This window comes from Pseudozobellia sp. WGM2 (genome assembly GCF_017810075.1).
Classification (GTDB): domain Bacteria; phylum Bacteroidota; class Bacteroidia; order Flavobacteriales; family Flavobacteriaceae; genus JADNYK01.
In genome coordinates, this window is record NZ_JADNYK010000003.1 from 335501 (window position 1) to 356817 (window position 21317).

The 21317-nt window shown below is 39.8% G+C and carries 12 protein-coding genes; 7 read left to right on the plus strand and 5 right to left on the minus strand.

Annotation, left to right across the window (positions count from 1 at the left end; genetic code table 11):
* Positions 1-12: 12 nt before the first annotated feature.
* The gene (locus IV512_RS08405) at positions 13-1050 is read right to left on the minus strand and encodes a sugar phosphate isomerase/epimerase (protein ID WP_209402337.1); all 1038 of its coding nucleotides are present in this window, start codon (positions 1048-1050) and stop codon (positions 13-15) included.
* Between the two features lie 104 nt (positions 1051-1154).
* Between IV512_RS08405 and IV512_RS08410 the strand changes: the two genes are divergently transcribed.
* The gene (locus tag IV512_RS08410) at positions 1155-2591 is read left to right on the plus strand and encodes a sulfatase (RefSeq protein ID WP_209402339.1); all 1437 of its coding nucleotides are present in this window, start codon (positions 1155-1157) and stop codon (positions 2589-2591) included.
* 47 nt (positions 2592-2638) lie between these two features.
* On the opposite strand, the gene IV512_RS19860 is transcribed toward IV512_RS08410, so the two are convergent.
* On the minus strand, positions 2639-4240 hold the full coding sequence (locus IV512_RS19860) for a hypothetical protein (protein ID WP_245224702.1): 1602 nt from the start codon (positions 4238-4240) through the stop codon (positions 2639-2641).
* Positions 4241-4359: 119 nt separating this feature from the next.
* Here IV512_RS19860 and IV512_RS08420 point away from each other — a divergent pair, with 119 nt between their 5' ends.
* Together IV512_RS08420 and IV512_RS08425 are read left to right on the plus strand one after the other, a co-directional pair.
* Complete coding sequence (locus tag IV512_RS08420; protein ID WP_371743279.1) at positions 4360-5073, plus strand: tRNA1(Val) (adenine(37)-N6)-methyltransferase; 714 nt, start codon at positions 4360-4362, stop codon at positions 5071-5073.
* Between the two features lie 56 nt (positions 5074-5129).
* Complete coding sequence (locus IV512_RS08425; protein WP_209402341.1) at positions 5130-6308, plus strand: acyl-CoA dehydrogenase family protein; 1179 nt, start codon at positions 5130-5132, stop codon at positions 6306-6308.
* 350 nt (positions 6309-6658) lie between these two features.
* On the opposite strand, the gene IV512_RS08430 is transcribed toward IV512_RS08425, so the two are convergent.
* Both IV512_RS08430 and IV512_RS08435 read right to left on the minus strand, forming a co-directional pair.
* On the minus strand, positions 6659-8839 hold the full coding sequence (locus IV512_RS08430; protein ID WP_209402343.1) for a molybdopterin cofactor-binding domain-containing protein: 2181 nt from the start codon (positions 8837-8839) through the stop codon (positions 6659-6661).
* A 3-nt stretch (positions 8840-8842) separates the two neighbouring features.
* Entirely contained in the window at positions 8843-9310 is a 468-nt protein-coding gene (locus IV512_RS08435; RefSeq protein WP_209402345.1) for a (2Fe-2S)-binding protein, read from the minus strand.
* A 327-nt stretch (positions 9311-9637) separates the two neighbouring features.
* On the opposite strand from IV512_RS08435, the gene IV512_RS08440 reads away from it, so the two are divergent.
* A complete protein-coding gene (locus IV512_RS08440) occupies positions 9638-10465 on the plus strand; it encodes a DUF1080 domain-containing protein (RefSeq protein WP_209402347.1) in 828 nt (275 codons plus the stop codon).
* 219 nt (positions 10466-10684) lie between these two features.
* Here the strand turns inward: IV512_RS08440 and IV512_RS08445 are convergent, their stop codons facing one another.
* Entirely contained in the window at positions 10685-11035 is a 351-nt protein-coding gene (locus tag IV512_RS08445) for a DUF2200 domain-containing protein (RefSeq protein ID WP_209402349.1), read from the minus strand.
* A 529-nt stretch (positions 11036-11564) separates the two neighbouring features.
* On the opposite strand from IV512_RS08445, the gene IV512_RS08450 reads away from it, so the two are divergent.
* From IV512_RS08450 to IV512_RS08460, 3 genes are all read left to right on the plus strand, one after another.
* Positions 11565-15689, plus strand: a complete 4125-nt coding sequence (locus IV512_RS08450) for a hybrid sensor histidine kinase/response regulator transcription factor (RefSeq protein WP_209402351.1) — start codon at positions 11565-11567, stop codon at positions 15687-15689.
* A gap of 627 nt (positions 15690-16316) precedes the next feature.
* Positions 16317-19475: a TonB-dependent receptor gene (locus IV512_RS08455; protein ID WP_209402353.1), complete on the plus strand. Its 3159-nt coding sequence runs from the start codon at positions 16317-16319 to the stop codon at positions 19473-19475.
* An 11-nt stretch (positions 19476-19486) separates the two neighbouring features.
* A complete protein-coding gene (locus IV512_RS08460; RefSeq protein WP_209402355.1) occupies positions 19487-21295 on the plus strand; it encodes a RagB/SusD family nutrient uptake outer membrane protein in 1809 nt (602 codons plus the stop codon).
* Positions 21296-21317: the final 22 nt, after the last annotated feature.

Sequence of the window (21317 nt, forward strand, 5' to 3'; positions counted from 1 at the left end):
TTAATCTCAATGTTACTTCAAAGCTTTCTCGCAATAGGCCAAACATTTTTTTACTTCATCAACTGCATTAGAGCCTTCCGGAATTTTATATTCAAGTTCGATGGTTCCCGGAAATTTATACCCGTTATCACGCATCAACTGTAAGGCAGCCGGAATAGGCGTATCACCTGAACCCCATAAAAGATTGCCTTTTTCGTTCTCCGGAGTTTGACGATCTTTAAGGTGCATACTTTTGATGTGAGAGCTTTTTGCTTTTATAATTTCCAGGGGGTTCTCGTTGCCAGCTGCCACATAATGACCAAGATCTAGATTAAGTGCGTTAAATTTCGACTGTTTTAAAGCTACATCCCATAGGGTCGGGGTTTGCTGTTCGTGCCCGTGATAACCGATATATATTTTGTTTTTCTTGGCAATTTTACCCAAGCGCAAAGTATGGGTGTCGTCACTGGGGTGCTCTACGGTAACGTGACTCGCCCCCAATGCCTTAGCCGCTTGCATACCCCAATTGATTTCGGCATCCGAATTATCTTTGCCAAAAGCTCGGGGTTTAAATGCATATATAGAAACACCCGCATCATTGTACATTTTTCTCAATTTTTTAAAATCTTTCATCGACATGCCTTCCCTCCATTGCGCAACTTGCTTATCGTAAGATTTAGATTGGGCCTGCAGTTCAGCCAATTCCTTAGCCTGATCATTACTAATGTTTCCTTCACGCTTTGCTCGCATAAGGCCATAGAATGCTCTGCGGTCTACAGGGTTTTCTGGCTTACCTGCAAATGCCTCCGCTGGATCCCCCATCAGTTCAATAGCGCTGATACCAGAATCTATAACGTACTGTAGCGTGGCTTCTGCGCTTTGATCGGGCATGCTTCTAAAAGAATAGGTAATCACCCCTATTTGAACCCCACTGATCAAAGAGTTCGGTTTGTTCAACGACTTGATAATTGAAGGGCCTGCGAATAATGATGTGGACCGCAACGCGAGACCAGCTGTACCTAATGCGGCGGCACCTAAAAATTTTCTTCTGTTAAAGTTTTTTGGCTTCATAAAGTTGGGTTTAAGATTATTCAAGATAACCATTTTTGGCAGATGAAAAGTTTTACCTGAGATTACGTATTTTTGAAACTATTATTTACCAAACCTACCCCACCATGACCCATAAATATTTACTGCTCGCACTTCTGGCGTTATCCATTAGCTGTAAAACAGAACAAAAAGAAAAAACACTCCAAAAAGAAATCAAAAAACCCAATGTAGTTTTAATATTCACCGACGACCAAGGTTATCGTGATGTCGGGGTGTTCGGTGCAGATGATATTGCCACTCCAAATTTAGACCGTATGGCCGGCGAAGGGGTCAAATTAACAAGTTTCTATTCAGCACAGGCCGTCTGTTCCGCTTCAAGAGCAGGTATTTTAACCGGTTGCTACCCGAACAGAATTGGCATTCACAATGCAATGATGCCCAATAGCACCATAGGTTTACACCCAACGGAAACCACAATTGCCGAAATGCTAAAAGAAAACGGATATGCAACCGCGATTCATGGGAAATGGCATTTAGGTGATCACCCTGATTTTCTACCGACTAAGAATGGTTTTGACGAATGGTTCGGCATACCTTACTCTAACGACATGTGGCCATTGCACCCACAGCAGGGACCAATATTTAATTTCGGCCCACTTCCATTGTATCAGAACGAGATGGTTATTGACACTTTGACGGATCAGTCACAGCTTACCACCCAAATTACCGAGCATAGTGTCGATTTCATCAACCGCAACAAAGAAAAGCCCTTCTTTCTCTATGTTCCTCATCCACAGCCACACGTTCCTTTATTCGTTTCCGATAAATTCAAAGGAAAATCAAATAGAGGACTTTATGGTGATGTCATCATGGAAATCGACTGGTCGGTCGGGCAAATTATGAATGCCTTGGAAGAAAACGGACTTACCGACAATACCCTGATTATTTTCACTTCAGACAATGGCCCATGGCTTGCCTACGGAAATCACGCCGGCAGTGCCCTACCCTACCGAGAAGGAAAAGGTACGGCATGGGAGGGCGGTCAACGAGAACCTTTTATTGCCAAATATCCCAATGGCCTTAAAGCAGGAAAAACTATCGATACACCGGTCATGGCCATAGATATGCTACCCACCATCGCCGAAATTACCGGATCAGAACTTCCTGATAAAATCATAGATGGTAAAAACGTATGGCATGTTTTAACGGGTGAAGCAAAAGAAAGTCCGCAAGAGGCCTATTTCTTTTATTATCGGGTAAACGAACTATTCGGGGTTCGTTATGACAAATGGAAACTGTATTTTCCGCATAGATATCGAACCATGAGCGGTCAAGAGCCGGGTAAAGATGGTCTACCGGGTGAATATCGCATGGTCGGTTTAGAGGAAATCGAACTGTACGATTTAGAAGCAGATGAGAGCGAAACAAAAAACGTTGCTTCTGAAAACCCTGAAATAGTGGAGAAAATCAAGCAACTTGCAGATGATATGCGCTCTCGCTTGGGCGATTCATTAAATGATGTGGAGGGTACTGAAATACGGGAGTCAGGAAAAGTTTTATAAAAAAACCCCGACCTTTAAGGGTCGGGGTCTTACTTCTCAAGTCTTTTTTAATCAATTATGTTAATGGTACCCGTCATAACAGAATGAAATTGACAGTTATAGAATAATGTATCAGGCGCATCTAGCGGAACAACAAATATTATGGTGCCGTCTTGGGCCCCATTATTGGTCACACCGGTGTCATATGAGTTGGCTTGCGAATTACCTTGAACCGTTTTGATAAAGAAAGGATGGCCTGAGGCATTGACCGCAAAAGTATAGGTTTGCCCCCTGGTCAAGGTTAAATCAGGATTCTCTTCCCCATCTAAATTATCAGAATTGAAAACGTAGGTGGTGACGCCATTATTTGTAACATCGAAGTTTATAGCTTCGCCCATTTCGTCTTCGCCATCATTAGCTCCGATATCGCCCTGTGCAATCAAAGAACCTAAATTATCGGCACTAAGGTGTATATTAATATAGCCATCAACAGTTAAAATATTATCATATCCAAAGACAGTATCGTCATCTAAAGAGGCTATATTGGTCTTACTCATTCCCGTGGCTCCTACAACAGAATTAAAGGTAAATAGAATATCACCACCCTCCGCAGCACTATTGGCATGAATATGACCTGGATGCACGCCACCATCAGCTGTACCGTTTAACATAATTACCGCGAGGGCTTCACCGTTTATTCGCTCAAGAAATGTGACGGTGCCATCGATTTCGGGAAAATCGACACTATCTAAAGCATACTCCTTTGATTCTCCTGAGAGTTCATTTTGTCCGACATCACCTTGAGCAATTAGAACACCTAATTCTTCAGTGCTTAGATGAATATTAATATATCCATCATAATTTAGAACTTCAGCATACCCAAATAAAGTTTCGTCGTCAAGAGCTGCAACATTAGTCTTACTGATACCAGTATCTCCGTTTACAGGATTAAAGGTAAAAGCAATATCACCACCCTCAGCGGCAGTATTTTGATGAATATGACCAGGGTGCATGCCCTCCGCGGGAGTATTATTTAAAGCAATTACCGCAAGAGCTTCGCCATTTACCCTTTCATAAAATGCTGCTGTGCCATCTATATTTTCATCATCAACGCTGTCAAGAGTGTACTCTTTTGAAGTACCCGTTAGCTCATTCTGGCCAATATCACCTTGGGCCACAAGGGTGCCCAAATCAGCTAAACTCAAGTGAACATTGATATAGCCATCATATGCTATGAGCTCTTCATATGTGATGGCCGTACCCTCATTTAAAACAGTAACATGAGTAGAACTTGTTCCATCTGCGCCATCTACGCTTTCTAAATCTACAGCTATATCCCCACCCTCTGCAGCAGTATTAAAATGTATATGGGCCGGATACATATTGCCATCTGCGGTATTCTCTAAATCTAGCTCAACAACAGTAGAATCATTGCTAAATGTTATAAATTTGGCTGTTCCTGAGATTTCGGGATCGTCGACCGAACCCAATTCATAAATTTTGGAAGCTGTTTCAGTTATGGCTTCTTCCATTTCAGGGTCATCCATCGGCTCCTCCGTTTCGGGCTCCATAGTTGGGTCAATGCCCCCGTCATCATTGCCGCAGCTCATAATCAAAAGGGCTCCTGCGAAAAAAGAGATTTTACCTAATGTTTGCAATTTTAATTTCATAGCTTAAATTTTTGTTAAACTTACGTATAAAAAGCAGCAAACAAGTGCTCATATTGAATAATAAATAATTTTTGATGCTAAAATTTGATGATTTTTTAATCTGACTTAATAAAGTGGCAGTGAGAGAACTTTTTCGCTTTAAAGAATTTACGGTCAACCAAGAAGGTTGTGCCATGAAAATTGGAACAGACGGGGTATTGTTAGGGGCGTGGACCACCTTAGAACATCAACCTGAATCTATATTAGACATCGGTGCGGGCACCGGCGTAATCGCCTTAATGCTCGCCCAACGTAGTAATACCGAAACGATTGATGCCATCGAAGTTGACGAAAAAGCCTATGAGCAATGTGTAGAGAACTTTGAAAACTCTTCTTGGGGAGATCGTCTGTTTTGTTACCATGCCGGTTTTGATGAATTTGTTGATGAGATGGATGAGAAGTACGACCTTATCGTCTCGAACCCGCCCTTTTACTCAGAAAATGTTTCTAGTGGAAGTATTACAAGAGACCAAGCCCGACAAAATAGTGCTTTACCGTTTCACGAATTACTCGAAGGGGTAGCTAAATTATTAAGTAATGACGGAGTTTTCTCAACTATCATCCCCCATAAACAAGAATCTTCTTTTATAGAATTAGCTAATAGCCAAGGCTTATACCCTAACCGAATTACTCGCGTAAAAGGCTCCCCCTCTGTAGAAGTGAAAAGAAGTCTGGTCGATTTTAGATTTCATTCTTCACAACCCATTATAAAGGAACTTACTATCGAAATCGAGCGCCATCACTATACACCGGATTATATTGCTCTAACCCAAGATTTTTATATAAAAATGTAACATTCAGGGTTCGAAATGTTGTAATTCATTATTACATTTGATAAAAAGCATATCGTATGAAACCTGACCTTTTTGAAGCTCCCGATTACTATAATATTGACGACCTTCTTTCTGACGAACATAAATTGGTACGTGATGCAGCCCGTCAATGGGTGAAGCGAGATGTATCACCCATAATAGAAGAATATGCCCAAAAGGCAGAGTTTCCGAGACAAATCATACAAGGATTATCGGATATTGGTGCTTTCGGCCCGTATATTCCCGAAGAATATGGCGGAGCAGGTCTAGATCAAATCAGCTACGGACTTATTATGCAAGAAATTGAACGAGGCGATAGCGGCATACGCTCTACGGCCTCGGTACAATCTTCATTGGTTATGTACCCCATATATGCATACGGAAACGAAGAACAGAAGAAAAAGTACCTGCCCCAGTTGGCCTCAGGTGATATGATAGGATGCTTCGGATTAACGGAACCCAATCACGGTTCTAACCCCGGAGGAATGGAAACCAAATTTAAAGAGCAAGGAGACCACTTTTTATTAAATGGAGCCAAGCTCTGGATTTCCAATGCCCCATTTGCCGATATAGCCATCGTCTGGGCTAAGAATGAAGAGGGTAGAATTCATGGCCTAATCGTCGAACGGGGCATGGAAGGTTTTTCTACACCGGAAACCCATAACAAATGGTCTTTACGAGCCTCGGCAACTGGTGAACTTATATTCGATAATGTAAAGGTTCCGAAAGAGAACCTACTTCCGAACAAATCAGGTTTGGGAGCTCCTTTAGGATGCCTAGATTCTGCCCGTTACGGAATTTCTTGGGGAGCCATCGGTGCAGCGATGGACTGCTACGACACCGCTTTGCGTTATGCTAAAGAACGAGTGCAATTCGGAAAACCAATAGCCGCTTTTCAGCTACAGCAAAAAAAATTAGCTGAAATGGTCACTGAAATAACAAAGGCCCAATTGCTTGCTTTTCGCCTGGGGCAATTAAAAAATGAAGGTAGGGCAACATCGGCCCAAATATCGATGGCCAAACGAAACAATGTAGATATGGCACTAAAAATTGCCCGTGAAGCCCGTCAAATACTAGGTGCTATGGGTATTACGGGAGAATATAGTATTATGCGCCATATGATGAATCTCGAAAGTGTAATCACCTATGAAGGCACCCACGATATTCATTTATTGATTACCGGAGCCGATATAACTGGTCTACAAGCATTCAGCTGATGACCCTATAAAATTAATACCAAGAAATACCTTCTAATTTTAAATTTCAAAGAGTCAAAATTTAAACATCGAGAAAGTTGAATTGAAATATCGGTTATCGCTATACCTCAATATTAATCTGTAGAATTCATAAATAAATTTGAACATGATTAGTCTTGAATAACTAAAAAGAAATACTTCACCACATAAATTGATGTCTTCACATCATTTTGTTGTGTCTTTTGGGTCACCCCAGTAAGTTTGTCATGTAATAATTAACCAAAAGTAAATTTTTTCATTTTCATATAGTGTTCTCGTAAAAGAGCTTTGTCGCAAGACAGAGCTCTTTTTAGTTTACGGCATTTTCAACACTAAGACTTTAGAAGTTCTTTAGTTATAGGCAAGCTTCGAATACGAACCCCACACGCCTTATAAACTGCATTAGCTATAGCTGCCGTTGTAGGCGCCATAGAAGCCTCCCCTGCTCCCACAGCCGGTTCTTCGACTCTATCGATAATCTCGACCTCAACTTCAGGAGTATCAGGAAATCTTAATATAGGATAGGTAGCCCAATCAAGACTGGTAATATGTGTGCTGCCAAATTTCACTTCTTCTAAAAGAGCCCAACTTGCCGATTGTATCATTCCTCCCTCTACCTGATTTTTTAGCCCATCGGGGTTAATGGTTTCTCCAGCTTCTACAACTGCCCATAGTTTTTCAACCCTTACCTTTCCATTGGCCCTATTCACATGTACCTTTGCAGCCATTGCACAGTATGAGGTCGCATTTTTATACCGTGAAAATGCAATGCCCAAACCTTCATTATTCTTTAACTTCAGGCCTTCAACTTTTGGCTGCAGTTTCATTATACACTCAATTGCCCTGGGGTCTTCAGAATGTTCCAAACGAAATTGAAAAGGGTCTTTACCGGCCTTTTCGGCTAGTTCATCCATAAAAGATTCTATAGCAAAAATGTTGGTGTATGTTCCAAGACTTCGTAGAGAAGAAATTCTTAACGGGCCCTGAAACATATGGGAGTCCACCTTCAAGTTGGGTATGGTATAATACGGAGCCGCATTTCGCCAAGCTCCACCGCGATACCCAATACCAGGGTGGCCGTAATCCTTTTCCAAAAAAAATGAAGGCAAGAGTGTATTAGGGTTCTCGTTGGGGCGATTGCTATGCCCATCAGACCACACATCACATTTCCAAGCGGCGATCTTTCCATCAGCATTCAAAGAGGCTTGTAGGTCTGCAATCATTGCAGTGCCGAAAGGCTCCCAACGATTTTCATCGTCACGCGACCATTGCAATCGAATATGCCTGCCGGGGTATTCACGTGCCAATAAAGCTGCTTCCGTGGCAACATCGTTCGCACCATTATGACCAAAGCAGCCCGATCCGGGCACTGCTTTTACGTTAACCGAATCCTCAGGCATTTCCATCAATTTCGCTATGGTTCTTCGTAGAGGATATGCTCCTTGACAATGCGACCATATTTGTAGCATGTCATTTTCGAAAAAAGCGACCGCACATGATGGTCCGTTGGCAGCATGCATCAAATAAGGCTTAAAGAAAGAGGCCTCTAATTTATGTTCTGATGTGGCCAAAACAGATTCTGCATTTCCACGATTCTCTTGCACTTTTTCTTCAACAGGAAGTGATTTTAAATAAGATTTCAACTCATTTTGGTCTGGAAGTGCAGAAGGTGCATCCCATGATACCAACGATTTCACTTGTTGTGCCAGTGAGATTGCCTCATACTCCTTTTCCGCGAGCACACCTATAAAACTGTCTTTTCGAACCATTTTAACAAGGCTCGGTAGTTCTTCGATCTCCGCAGCATTCACAGATACTATTTTGGAAGTATAACTTGGCGGGTGTACCACTCGGGCATGTAACATACCCGGAAATCTTAAGTCTTGTACAAAAATCTGATCGCCACGCACCATAGTTTCGATATCTTTTCGAGGTATGGGTTGACCTACATATTTACGTACCGTTTTACCCTTCACAGCTACCGAACTATCAACAGCGCCGTCAATTTGCTTTCCTTCAAGAATCTCATGGAGGTAAGCTTCTTTATTCTGACCAGTTACCCTACCATCTTTCAGGTTCAATTCGGAAGCCGGTAATTCCCATTTTTTAGCTGCGATTTTTAAAATGATTTCTCGAGCCGAAGCTGCCGCCTGCCGCACAGACATGGCACTGGTTTCAATCGACCTACTAGCGGCAGTGAAACCCTCATCGGGGGTTACACCAGTTTCGGCCATATGAACTTCTATAAGATCAAGTGAGGTATCTAATTCTTCTGCCGCCATTTGCATAATCGCCGTTCTAATACCTTGACCTAGCTCCAGTTTACCGGTAAAAATTCGTACTCTCCCATTTTCGAGAACTTCAAGCCATGAATTAATCTCCTCCTTATTGAGTTTATTTTCGGGAGCTTCAACTGAAAAATATTGGCCGATTACGTAAACGGGTTCTGCAATTGCAAATGCTATACTAACACTTCCTATTTTTTTAATGAACTGCCTTCGAGTATTTTCCATATTCTACAGGTCTTGGGCCGCAGTTTTAACCGCTTTGATTACCCGTGAATGAACACCGCATCGGCAAATATTAATGGCCAATTCTTGACGAATTTCAATATCGGAAGGGTTTTTGTTTTTTTCGAGCAAGGCTACTGAAGAAATCACCATTCCGTTTAAACAATACCCACATTGAGCAGCTTGCTCTTTCACAAAGGCCTTCTGTACTGGGTGTAACGCTCCATCATTTCCTATCAAACCTTTTAAAGTTGTAATTTTCGATTTGAGCACGGTACCGACCGGCATTCGACATGAAGGGCGTGCTTCACCATCTATGAGAACCATACATGCACCACACTGTTGTAGTCCACACCCGAATTTGGGTCCGTTCAGTTTCAATTCGTTTCTTAGCACATAAAGTAAAGGCGTACCCGGATCTACATTAATTTCGTGATCTCTGCCATTTATATGAAGTTTGAGATTATTTTTCATAGAAAATCTTTCCGTTGGTGAAGATTCTATGAATCTACGAAAAAAAGCTTTTTCCTTTCTTAAATAACAGATTTGCCTTATTCCACAACAAAATTGCAGGCACTCACATCATTTAATTGTGTTTCAAAAGCTTCCCCCGTATGTTTGACGTGTAATAATTCAGAAGTAAATTTTTTCATTTTCATATAGTGTTCTCGTAAAAGAGCTTTGTCGAAAGACAGGGCTCTTTTTAGTTTAAATACAGTTGATTTACACCAAACTGACCTTCCAATATCTCATCGTGAAGAATAATGCTTATTTTTAAGACGGACAACTCAACTTCAACATATGGCTACTTCACGATATATTATCACCTTGTCATTTACATTTTTACTTACCACATTTATATCTTGTGGAGAGAAAAAAGAAAAGAAACTAGACAGCACCACCTCATCTATAGAAAAAATAGAGAAAGAAAATTGGATTTCCATTTTCAACGGCAAGGACCTTAATGGGTGGACGATGAAAATTAACAGCTATACCTTAGGAGAAAATTTCGGTAATACCTTCAGGGTAGAAGATAGTATTCTAAAAATAAGATATGACGGTTACGGACCCGAATTCAACAGCAGATTCGGGGCACTTTTCTTTGACAAGGAACTAAAAAACTACAGACTAAAGGTAGAATATCGCTTTGTAGGAGAAACGGCACCCGGGGCTCCTGAATGGGGTTACCGTGACAGCGGAGTTCAAATTCACACACAGTCACCTGAATCGGTAAAGTTAGACCAACAATTTCCCATCTGTCTAGAATACAATCTACATGGCGGCAACGGTACTGACGATAGACCTCTTGGGGCAATTTGCGGCATAGGAATGCAAGTAGAAATCGACAATGTGAGAAGTTCTGAATTCTGCAACCCCGCTAGAATCAGCAAAACCTTTCATGGAGACCAATGGGTCACCATTGAAATAGATATCAAAGATGGAAAAATGAAGCATTTTGTCAATCGGGAAGAAATCTTGAGTTATTCAAACCCCATCTACGACGCAGACAACGAGTACGCCCAAGCCTTTTTAAGAGGTGGTGATACGACGGTTACTAAAGGGTATATTTCTTTGCAATCTAACAGTCACCCTATTGATTTTAGAAAAATCGAGCTGCTAGAGTATTAGCTACAGGTACTCTTTTTTGAGGCCCCGATATATGCTTTTATCATGCTATTAGAGGTGTACGCCCCAAGTATTAGAAACAGCAAAAATAATCTATTATTAGAACTATCCTTAAAAAGGTAAGCGGCAACCAGCATTAGTGCTGCCCAAATCAACGAGTTGAAAATTATTGGCTTTCTCATATATTTATGTGTCGTGCAATTTAGAACTATGTTACAATTATTATGTTCTTAGGATTTTTTCCATGGCCTTGCCCTTAGCCAATTCATCTATCAATTTATCTAAATATCTGATTTTTTGCATAAGCTCATCTTTAATCTCTTCTACCCGATGACCACAAATAACACCTTTGATTTTTGAGACGTTAGGGTTAAGTTTCGGTGCCTGATCAAAAAAAGTCTCAAAATCCGTTTTTTGTTCTATATGACTACTCAAAGACTTGGAGTCATACCCCGTCAACCAAAAAATTATTTCATCTACCTCTTGTTTACTACGGCCTTTTCGTTCCGCTTTATGAATATAATGAGGATAAACACTGGCGAAGGAAGTGGAAAAAATTCTATGCCTTTTCATTCTGTTAACAATTTTTGAACATTTCTAAAACCTCTCAAGATTCTTCTTAAAAAACTTGGCGCTTTCCCCAGCGCTCTTCATAAAACTATGGAAAAAGTTTCCAGCCTGTTCTATCTAATAATGGTCATGACCAGATTTGATCGGACCAGGCCATATCTTTGAATAAACGACAGACCTGTTAACCAATTCGTTATAATCACGGGCAACCATGTTTTCGACAGACCATAACGGGCTAATTACAAAAGTACAGCCGCGCGAAGAAAGCCCGAACGCTCCATAAATTTTCTTCAATTCATACGCTTAAATTACATAAAACCAATCACTCTTGCACATACATCATCACTGCCCATCATTATTTAAAACCTAAAAATAAAAGCAAATTTGGCTTTAATTGAGGTTGCGATGTTTATATTGTTACAATTGTAGCAGTAAGATATGTTTTTATTAACTTAACTTTTTTTCGTACCAGTAAATTTAAATACGCTGTCAAATTCATCCATTAAACAAGAACGAAGAAGGCCCCGTTTTTATGAAAAATACATTATTAGCTTGTTTATTCATTTTAAACCTCTTTGGTTGGCCTGTTGCATCTCAAGAAACGAAGCAAGAACTTGATTTCAACCAAATCAAGGACGGCATATCTCAGGTAGGCGTTCACACCATTACTCAAGATAACAATGGTTTTATCTGGATAGGTACCCATGGTTCTGGCATATATCGGTATGATGGTGTGAATTATGTTTCTTACAGACCAAAAGTGCCCTATGACGAACGGCTCAACAGTAGTTTCGTTTACTGCACATACATAGATAGTAACGAAAGACTTTGGGTGGGAACAAATATAGGCCTAGCGCTGTACGATCGAGAAAGAGATCAGTTTCGCCACATCCCCTTAATTTCAAAAACCAATCAAAATCTAGGCAATGTAGGCATCACTAGCTTACAAGGAGATAAAAATGGAAAAATTTACATAGGCACTAATCAACAGGGGGTTTTCTTGATAGATTTAAACGATTTAAGAATTGAGAAATTACCCTTTACCGATTCAGCACAAGATTCCTTTCTTGCGATAAACGATATTAAAATTACAAATCAAGGGGTGTTCTATGCAGCAAGTAGTAGTGGCCTTCTAGAAATAGACCCAAAAGGCAAAAAAGTCGATTTGGCATTGTTCAGAAGTGGAAAAGACGCCGTTACCATAACACCGGCCTTACAGTCTTTGTTAATTGATTCTGACAATACAATTTGGGTGGGGTCTATCTACAACGGAGTCTATAAAATAAAACTTGCCGATATTAAAACGGAACCTCTAGTAGAAAATTTCAATATTTCTTCAAATAGTATATTTTCTCTAATCGAATCACCATATGGTGGTATTCTCTGTGGTACCGAGAACGACGGACTCTATTATCTTGAGGAAAACGGAGCTATTCTCCACCATTACCTTTTTAATAAAAATGACGAAAATAGCATTCTGTCAAACTCAATTTGGTCACTTTATAAAGATACCGACGATAGGGTATGGATGGGTTTTTATAACCGAGGAGTCGTTGTACACGACAAGTTTTTCAATAAGTTTAATCGTATTCAAAGTATATACAACAAACCGAACTCACTACAGACAAGTTCAGTGACTTCAATAGCTAGTGACGACAAAAACAATTTATGGATCGCTATGGATGGTGGAGGCATAGACGTTTTAGACCAGTCGACCAACAAGTTTATACATATAAATACAGAGTCTAATTCAAAATATACCGGTTTAACCAGTGATTATATACAAACACTGTTTATCGATAGCCATCAAAACTTATGGGCAGGCAGTTGGGACAAAGGTTTGTTTCTACTAAAAAAAGGTTCAACTCAATTCATTAATTACCAATTACCCATACTTATAGATCGAAAAGGCTCAAGTGCCGTCATGAGTTTTGCAGAAGATTCAAATGGTAGAATATGGATAGGATCGTTCAATCAGGGGCTATACTCCTACCAACTCAGCGATAAGTCATTCAATAACTTAGACTCCTCATCTTTTCGGTCACATGGCTTAGTTGGTAATTACATTAACAAGATAGTTATTGACGACAATGATATTACTTGGGTGTCAACGACCAATGAGTTATTCAAATTAGAGTATGGTAAAGAAGAAGATGAAAGTCCGGTTTCAATGAACCATTTTTTGGTATCTGATAATGGCAATACCTCAAACTATTATGCTTTTGACATTGTATCACTTTTTGCCGGTGAAAATCATAATTTATGGTTAGGTACTAGAGGTCTTGGTCTGGTTAAATTTAATACTTCAGATAATACGGCTATATGGTATGATGAAAAAAATGGTCTAAATATGCCGAATATTAATGGAATCATTAAAGACTCAAATGGCAATTTGTGGCTAGATGGCACTTCAGGTATAACTATGTTCGACACAGAACAAAAAGAATTTACCAGCTACTCGAAAAACGATGGTCTTATATCTAGTGCCTACAATAAAAATGCAGTTTACAAAGATAATGATGGCAAACTATATTTTGGGGGTACTGAGGGGGTTGACTATTTTGATCCTTCCCATATCGAATTACTTAAAACCCCACCGAACATCTATCTTAAGAACTTAAAAGTTTTTAACGAAGAAATTAAACCTGCCGAAGAAAAATCTCCGCTTACAAAAGTACTTTCCCAAACTGACAGCATTACCTTGACCAGTAAACAATCTGTATTTACGATTGAGTACGCGGGGATCAATTTTACTAGACCTGAAGAAAATCAATATGCGTATTACCTAGATGGGTATGAAGAGGATTGGAATTATGTGGGGGAAGCTCGTAGTGCGACCTATACGAACCTAGATGCAGGCCATTATATCTTTAAAGTAAAAGCAGCCAATAATGATGGTGTCTGGAGCGAAACTCCTGAGATGCTTCATATAGATATATTACCACCATGGTGGCAAACCAATTGGGCAATGCTAATTTATTTTCTCGTAATAGTGGGGCTTCTCAGTTTATTGAGAAGATTCGAAAAAAAGCGCATTTTAGATAAACAGCAGGTTGAAAATGAGCGTCAAAAAAGAATCAGGGAAGAAGAACTACATAAAGAGAGAATACAGTTCTTCACCAATGTGGCTCATGAATTTAGCTCTCCACTTACTCTAATCTTAAATCCGATAAAAGATATTTTAAGTGAAAAGGGTGATGAATATTCAAATCGCCTTAAACTAAAACACTTAACGATATATAAAAATACTGAACGCTTAATTCGTCTTATCAACGAATTACTTGATTTCAGTAAACTAGAATCCGATAAAATAAAGATTCATGCAAGCAGGCTAAATATAGTTTCATTCATTAGGGAGGTAATCAATCACTTTAAAGAAGAAGCACTTTCTAACCATATTGATTTGGAAGTAAATACCGAAGACGAAGTAATTTGGATTTGGGCGGATGAGGGAATGCTCGAAAAAATTGTTTTCAATTTACTATCCAACGCATTTAAGATAACCCCCGATGGAGGAAAAATTTTGGTAGCCATTAAACAAGTTAATAATGGGGTTAAGTTTGAGGTTACCGATACGGGGCCTGGTTTAAAAGATGAAGAAATCGAAAACCTTTTTCAGCGGTTTTACCAAGGTGAACCCTTAAAAAAAGGGTACTACAGCGGCACAGGAATTGGGTTAGAACTGGTAAACAGCTTTGTCAAACTTCATAAGGGTTCGGTAGATGTTAAAAGTAAATTTGGTCATGGTTCAACTTTTAGTGTGGTCTTACCTTCTGGTAATAATCATTTTAAAGCCGCACAAATAATTACTGCAAACGGCAAAATGTCATCTTTTAGGGCGAGCCTAATTAAACCCGAGTTACCGGAAGAATCGGCCTTCACCAATAAACCAGAAAAGAGAGCAAAGACTCTTTTAATTGTAGAGGATGATACAGAACTTCGCAATTACCTAAAGAATGAGTTTAAAAATGAATATAAAGTCGTTGTATCTAAGAATGGCAGTGATGGTTTGAGACTTGCTCAAGAAATGCTCCCAGATGTTATTATTACCGATGTGGTAATGCCTGAAATGAACGGTTACGATTTTTGTGAAGCCATTAGAACGAATATCAAGACAAGTCACATTCCTATAATGATGCTTACTGCCAAATCAAAAATGGACCATAGAATTACGGGTATAGAGAAAGGGGCCGATGTTTATTTGGTAAAACCTTTTGACATGAAATTAGTACGGCATCACTTAAGTCAACTTATTTATAGTCGAGAGGTTATCTATAAAAAGTACTTCAAATCAATGGGCGAGATTCAAAGCGATATTAATATCACATCTTTAGATAAAGCCTTTATAGAAAAAGCGATCAATTATACACACGAAAATATGACCAGTCCAGGTTTAGGTGTAGAGTCGTTGGCTTCTCATTTAAATCTTAGCAGAAGTCAATTATATAGAAAAATGAAGGCCCTTACTAACCAAACGGCGAATGAGTTTATTCGAAATCAACGCTTACAACAAGCAAAGACTCTGATTGAGAATGGTAATACCGATTTGAATAATATTAGTTCGCTGGTTGGCTTTTCATCTACATCTTACTTCACACAGAGATTTAAAGATTATTATGGAGTTTCTCCTGCAGAAATGAAACATGACAATGTTTAAACTATAGAGTGATAATACTATATACATGTCACTTAAAAATCACCGAAACAATACATTGTTTATTTTCATTGACTGGCCAGTTAACAAATGCTCTTTTTTAATTTTTTGTTAATGTTAAGTAAAGACCAGCATCATATATAAGTTTCGAACAAACAAGAGTGAATTTGGCTGGCGTACAAATCTGATACTTTCTAATATGTACGTTTTAAGACTTTGAAACGATGATTATTTAAGAAATGATTTGATTTACATCTTGTTTTTCAAGAAATACCAATGAAAATCTCTCTCTCTGATAATTCCTTAAAAACACAAATGCTGCATAATATTTCACAAATGTTGCAATCCGCTTCAAATGAATAAAACTCGCATCAAATGAGTGTTGCGTGGCATCATTCCTGTTTTTGTTTATTTAATTTTTTTTTAACATTTACAATTCCAAATTCATAATTATTCAAAGCTGAAATTGACATGCTGTGAATTACAGGATGTAACTTGAAATTTCAATTCAAATTTCGCTAACCATTAATTTCTAGCTATTGTGAAATATATGATCAGGAACGGGAGGTGCTTGCGACGCCTCTTATTGTTTATAGCATTTTAAAAAATATCAACCCACACCACCGCGGTATGAAAAAACGGATTCTTTGTACAAAACAGGCTGTATCTTGTTTTGATTTTTTTGTAAAAGTCAGGCTATTGATTACAGTTGTTTTGTTTTTCCCTATTACACTTGCAGCAAGCGATTATCCACAAGACCTTATTACAGTAAAGGGTAATATAACTGAGGCCGATACGGGACTGCCTATTATTGGAGCCAGTATATTATTGCAAGGCTCGACAAAAGGTGTAATGACCGATTTTGATGGCAACTATTCCATCGATGTACCTGAAGACGCAACTTTAATTATAAGTTATATTGGCTATGCCAGGCAAACCGTTAAAGTAAACTCGCGAACAGAAATAGATATCGCAATGGTTGGTGAAGCCTCTGAGTTAGATGAGGTGATTGTAGTCGGTTATGGCACGCAGACCAAAGAGAGTGTTGTTGGTTCTATTGCCCAAGTTTCAGGTGCTGACCTTATGCAGTCTGGTGGTGTATCGACAGTTGGCCAAGCACTTACGGGCAGATTGCCGGGTGTGACAACTGTTTCCTCTACAGGTAGACCGGGTGATGAATCTCCGCAAATATTCATTCGAGGTCAAAGTTCTTGGAATGGAGGCGGGCAACCTTTAATTCTAGTAGACGGTATCGAGCGTAGCATGAATGATATCGACCCGGGCGATATTGAAAGCCTCTCCGTTTTAAAAGATGCTTCGGCTACTGCGGTATATGGAGTAAAAGGAGCCAATGGAGTAATACTTATTACAACAAAAAGAGGTAGAGAAGGTAAGGCCCAACTTTCCCTAACGGCGAGTTCCGCTATTAAAACACTTTCTCGAATTCCTGAAAAATATGATTCTTACAATAGTTTGCTTGTCGCCAATGAGGCTATAGAAAGAACGGTGCCCGTGCGTGAGGAAGCCTGGCGAAATTATACTCCTGTCGACATTATTGAAAAATACCGAAACCCGGCAAATGATTTAGAAAGAAGTATTTATCCAGATATTGATTGGGTAGATGCCATGCAAAAAGATTTTGCGACCGATTACAGATTAAATCTTTCCATTGCAGGTGGCACGAAATCGGTTAAATATTTCGGAGCTCTGTCATATCAACACGTAGGCGATATTTTTGACGCTGGTGGTTTCGATAACGGAAGGGATTATAAGACCAATTTTAATTATAACCGTTTTAATTACAGAAGTAATATTGATTTCGATATAACATCGACAACACGGTTATCGGTAAACCTTTCCGGTTACTACGGTCTACAAAACACGAACCAAGCCGACCCACAATTACTGTATAGCAGTATTTATTCTTTGGCACCGAACTTATATACGCCTATCTACGAAGATGGCACTTACGGCAGAGCCATAACGGAGAACTTTGAACTGAGCAACCCTGCAGTAATATTAACGGCAAAGGGGTTCACAAAAAATCATCGTGTTCAGGTCAACAGCGATTTTGTATTGGATCAAAAGTTAGATTTTCTTTTAAAAGGCCTGAGCTTCACCGGTCGATTATCTTATGATAACAATTTTAGGGGTGAAGGTGGTATTGTAGAAGATAACCCGGGTGGATTGGACAATGTAGTTTATAAAATTTACGATCAAGACGGGTCTGAACAAATAGTTTCCCCGGTCGGCACGAACCAGTTCGATTTTGTTTTGAACCCATGGGAGCAGAACGGTCTCGCTATACAAGATTGGGAGACCAGTAGACGTCTATTCTATCAGCTTTCGTTCAATTACAACAGAAGTTTTGCAGACAAACACAATACTACGGTATTAATGTTAATGAATAGAGAAGAATATGCAATCGGTAGTATGTTCCCTAGATATCGTGAAGATTGGGTAGCACGTGCAACGTACAATTATGATGGTCGTTATTTTATCGATGTAAACGGCGCGTATAACGGGTCAGAAAAATATGGGCCTGGTTATAAATTCGAGTTGTTTCCCTCAGTTGCTTTAGGCTGGATGCTTAGTAACGAATCTTTCATGGAGTCGGCTACATGGCTTGATAAACTTAAAATAAGAGGCTCGTACGGTATCGTCGGCGATGATAGCGCGGGTGAAAGATGGGCCTATTTGTCTCAATGGTCGAGTGGCGGTAGCGCTTTCCTGAACAATGTCAACCCTTATGGTACTCGCTCCCCTTATACTTTTCGAATGGAGAGTATAATCGGTAACCCCAACTTACAATGGGAGACGTCTGAAAAAGCAAATTTAGGTTTTGAATTATCTGTTCTGAAAAATAGTCTTTCGTTAGAGGTCGACTTATTTAAAGAAGATAGGCACGATATTATCGTACCGGCCGATTCTCGAAGTGTACCTAGCTTTTTTGGCTTTCAACCGGCAGATTTCAATATTGGGGAAACCACAGTAGAAGGTATTGAAGTTTCTGTAGACTATAAGAAGCAATTGACCCAATACTGGGATATCTGGTCAAATTTTGCCTATACCAAGGCAAAAGATGAAATTATTTATAAAGAAGACCCCTTATTAAAACCGACGTATCAGAAGGAAGAAGGTTTTGCCATCGGCCAGCCGAGAGTAAATATAAGAGGTGATATTTTAACCTCTTGGGATGATGTATATGGTGCCACCCCTCAAGAAAACAGTCAAGAAACGAGACGGCCCGGGTATTACGATGAAATCGATTTTAATGGAGATGGAGTCGTTAATGCTGATGATGCAGTACCGTTCGGTTACACAGTTCGACCACAGAATACCTATAACTTCTCGTTAGGTACCGGTTACAAGAACCTGTCGTTTATGGTACAATTTTATGGGGTAAGCAATGCTACTAAAAACTTTACCGATAGATCGTTTATGCTTGAAACCCCCTTGTTCTTCGAATACAAGTCTGATTACTGGAGTGTCGATAACCCAAATGGTGAAGAAGTGCTTCCCTCATGGTTGGGTACAGGGGGTGGCACAGATTCGTATCGTAATTGGTACGACGCATCTTTTGTCAGACTCAAGAATATTGAATTGGCTTACACTTTTCAGACCGAAAATGGAAGTAGTTATAAAGTTTACGTCAGTGGCAATGATTTGGCTTACTGGTCAGATTTGCCAGATGATAGACAAGATAACACTGGTGAGACGGCTTCTCAATATCGAGGTGATTATCCGACGTTCAAAAGATATAACATCGGACTAAACATTAACTTTTAATATAATAAACAATGCGTAAAATATTCAAACTAGTATTTGGAATATGTTTTCTGGGAATATTCGCCTCTTGTGAAGATTATCTAGATAAATCATTAGAGACAGAATTAACTGAAGAAGAGGTCTTTAAAAATTTCGATAGTGCTCAAGGCTTTGTAGAAGAAATGTATGCCATGATCGTAGATTACAGTACGGCGGCACATTGGCAGCATTTTCATTGCTATGCTGAAGATGCCGTAGGTATCGATACTTGGCAATTCGACTATGCCATTGACGAAGGTCGTTATTGGGAGTGGCAAAGAGATGGTACGGGGAGTATGTTTGACGGCAACACCAATACCAATGCCGAACTACCCTTTGACAGGGCCAAATTGTGGCCAAGTAGTTGGGCAGGGTTGCGAAAAGCCAACATTGTTATTGCCGATGCAGATAGCTTAATGACCGATGCATCGCAAATTGAAAAAGATGTTGTTCTGGGGCAAGCTCATTTCTTCAGAGCTTTCTTTCATCATGAAATTATGAAATTCTGGGGCAGTATACCCTATATAGATCGTGTTTTAGAAGATGATTGGAGAATTGAAAGACCATCTGAATGGAGTGAAACCGCATTAAGAATAGATGAAGATTTTCAAATAGCCGTTGATTTGCTACCGGTTGATTGGGATGATCCTGATTTTGAACCGGGCCTAAAATCTAGAGGAGAGAATATGTTTAGGCTTACTAAGGGCGCAGCATTATCGCTAAAGGCCAAAAATCTCTTATATGCCGCTAGTCCTTTAATGCAAAATAGCGCTAGCACATACGATTATAATGAGGAGTTGGCCAAACGTGCCGCGGACACCTTTGCCGAAGTGCTAAAAATGTCGAGATACAGTTTGATACCTTGGGATGAATATGAAAATGTATTCTATTCTACACAAGGCAGATACCCCTATTCATCAGAGTATATCTTCAGTCAGGCAGGTTCTGTGGGTTGGTTTCAGAGTTTTCTGTCGACCAACTGGCAATTAGGGGCAATAGGGCAAAATAACCTCGCCTCGTTCCCCACCCATAACTACATTCAAGATAATTTCGGAATGAGTGACGGATTGTCTTGTGAAGACAGCCCACTTTATGACCCCGCCAATCCCTGGGAAAACAGAGACCCTAGGCTTTACAAGTGGCTTGTACTAGATGGGGATCAAATGGTAGAAAACCTTGGAGCAGCTACTGGAGAGAACGAAGTGCATCGTTATGCCCAGTTTTTTAGAGAGGGCGCACACCGCTACCCGAATAAAGGAAATGGGTCTAGAACTGGCTATGTCGCTAAAAAATGGTTTCCTGTTGGGTTCAATAATTTCGATAATCAAGGGGTGTTCGCATGGCGGTTGCATGTTCGGTTGACCGATGTGTATTTAATGTATGCCGAAGCTGCTTTGGTTGCGTATGGGATTAATGGTAAACCAACAGGTTTTGATTTATCCGCGCTTGACGCCATAAATAAAATCAGGGAAAGGGCCGTACCCGATGGAAGCTTAAATGTGCAGCCTCAATATCTGACCAGTGATAATGCTTTTATGGATGAAATTCGTCGTGAACGTGCCGTAGAATTATCATACGAATCACACCGCTGGATGGATGTTAGAAGGTGGAAGCTAGGTACCCAAGAAAAATACAAACTCAAAACAGAAATAATTTTTGACCGTAACGCCGAAGGCAGGCCCATAAACTTTGTTGAAAGGGTTTTGAGAACCAAAGTTTTTGAAGATAAGCACTATTGGTTGCCATTTCCGAAAAACGATACTGAAATATATGAAGGGTTTCCACAAAACCCAGGTTGGTAATTAAAACTGTTTACACCACTAG

Bases quoted from the DNA above. Each gene is read 5' to 3' on its own strand.
- IV512_RS08455 (WP_209402353.1), top strand. From the start codon at position 16,317: ATGAAAAAACGGATTCTTTGTACAAAACAGGCTGTATCTTGTTTTGAT.
- IV512_RS08460 (WP_209402355.1), top strand. From the start codon at position 19,487: ATGCGTAAAATATTCAAACTAGTATTTGGAATATGTTTTCTGGGAATA.
- IV512_RS08450 (WP_209402351.1), top strand. From the start codon at position 11,565: ATGAAAAATACATTATTAGCTTGTTTATTCATTTTAAACCTCTTTGGT.
- IV512_RS08435 (WP_209402345.1), bottom strand. From the start codon at position 9,310: ATGAAAAATAATCTCAAACTTCATATAAATGGCAGAGATCACGAAATT.
- IV512_RS08410 (WP_209402339.1), top strand. From the start codon at position 1,155: ATGACCCATAAATATTTACTGCTCGCACTTCTGGCGTTATCCATTAGC.
- IV512_RS08405 (WP_209402337.1), bottom strand. From the start codon at position 1,050: ATGAAGCCAAAAAACTTTAACAGAAGAAAATTTTTAGGTGCCGCCGCA.
- IV512_RS08430 (WP_209402343.1), bottom strand. From the start codon at position 8,839: ATGGAAAATACTCGAAGGCAGTTCATTAAAAAAATAGGAAGTGTTAGT.
- IV512_RS08440 (WP_209402347.1), top strand. From the start codon at position 9,638: ATGGCTACTTCACGATATATTATCACCTTGTCATTTACATTTTTACTT.
- IV512_RS08425 (WP_209402341.1), top strand. From the start codon at position 5,130: ATGAAACCTGACCTTTTTGAAGCTCCCGATTACTATAATATTGACGAC.
- IV512_RS19860 (WP_245224702.1), bottom strand. From the start codon at position 4,240: ATGAAATTAAAATTGCAAACATTAGGTAAAATCTCTTTTTTCGCAGGA.
- IV512_RS08445 (WP_209402349.1), bottom strand. From the start codon at position 11,035: ATGAAAAGGCATAGAATTTTTTCCACTTCCTTCGCCAGTGTTTATCCT.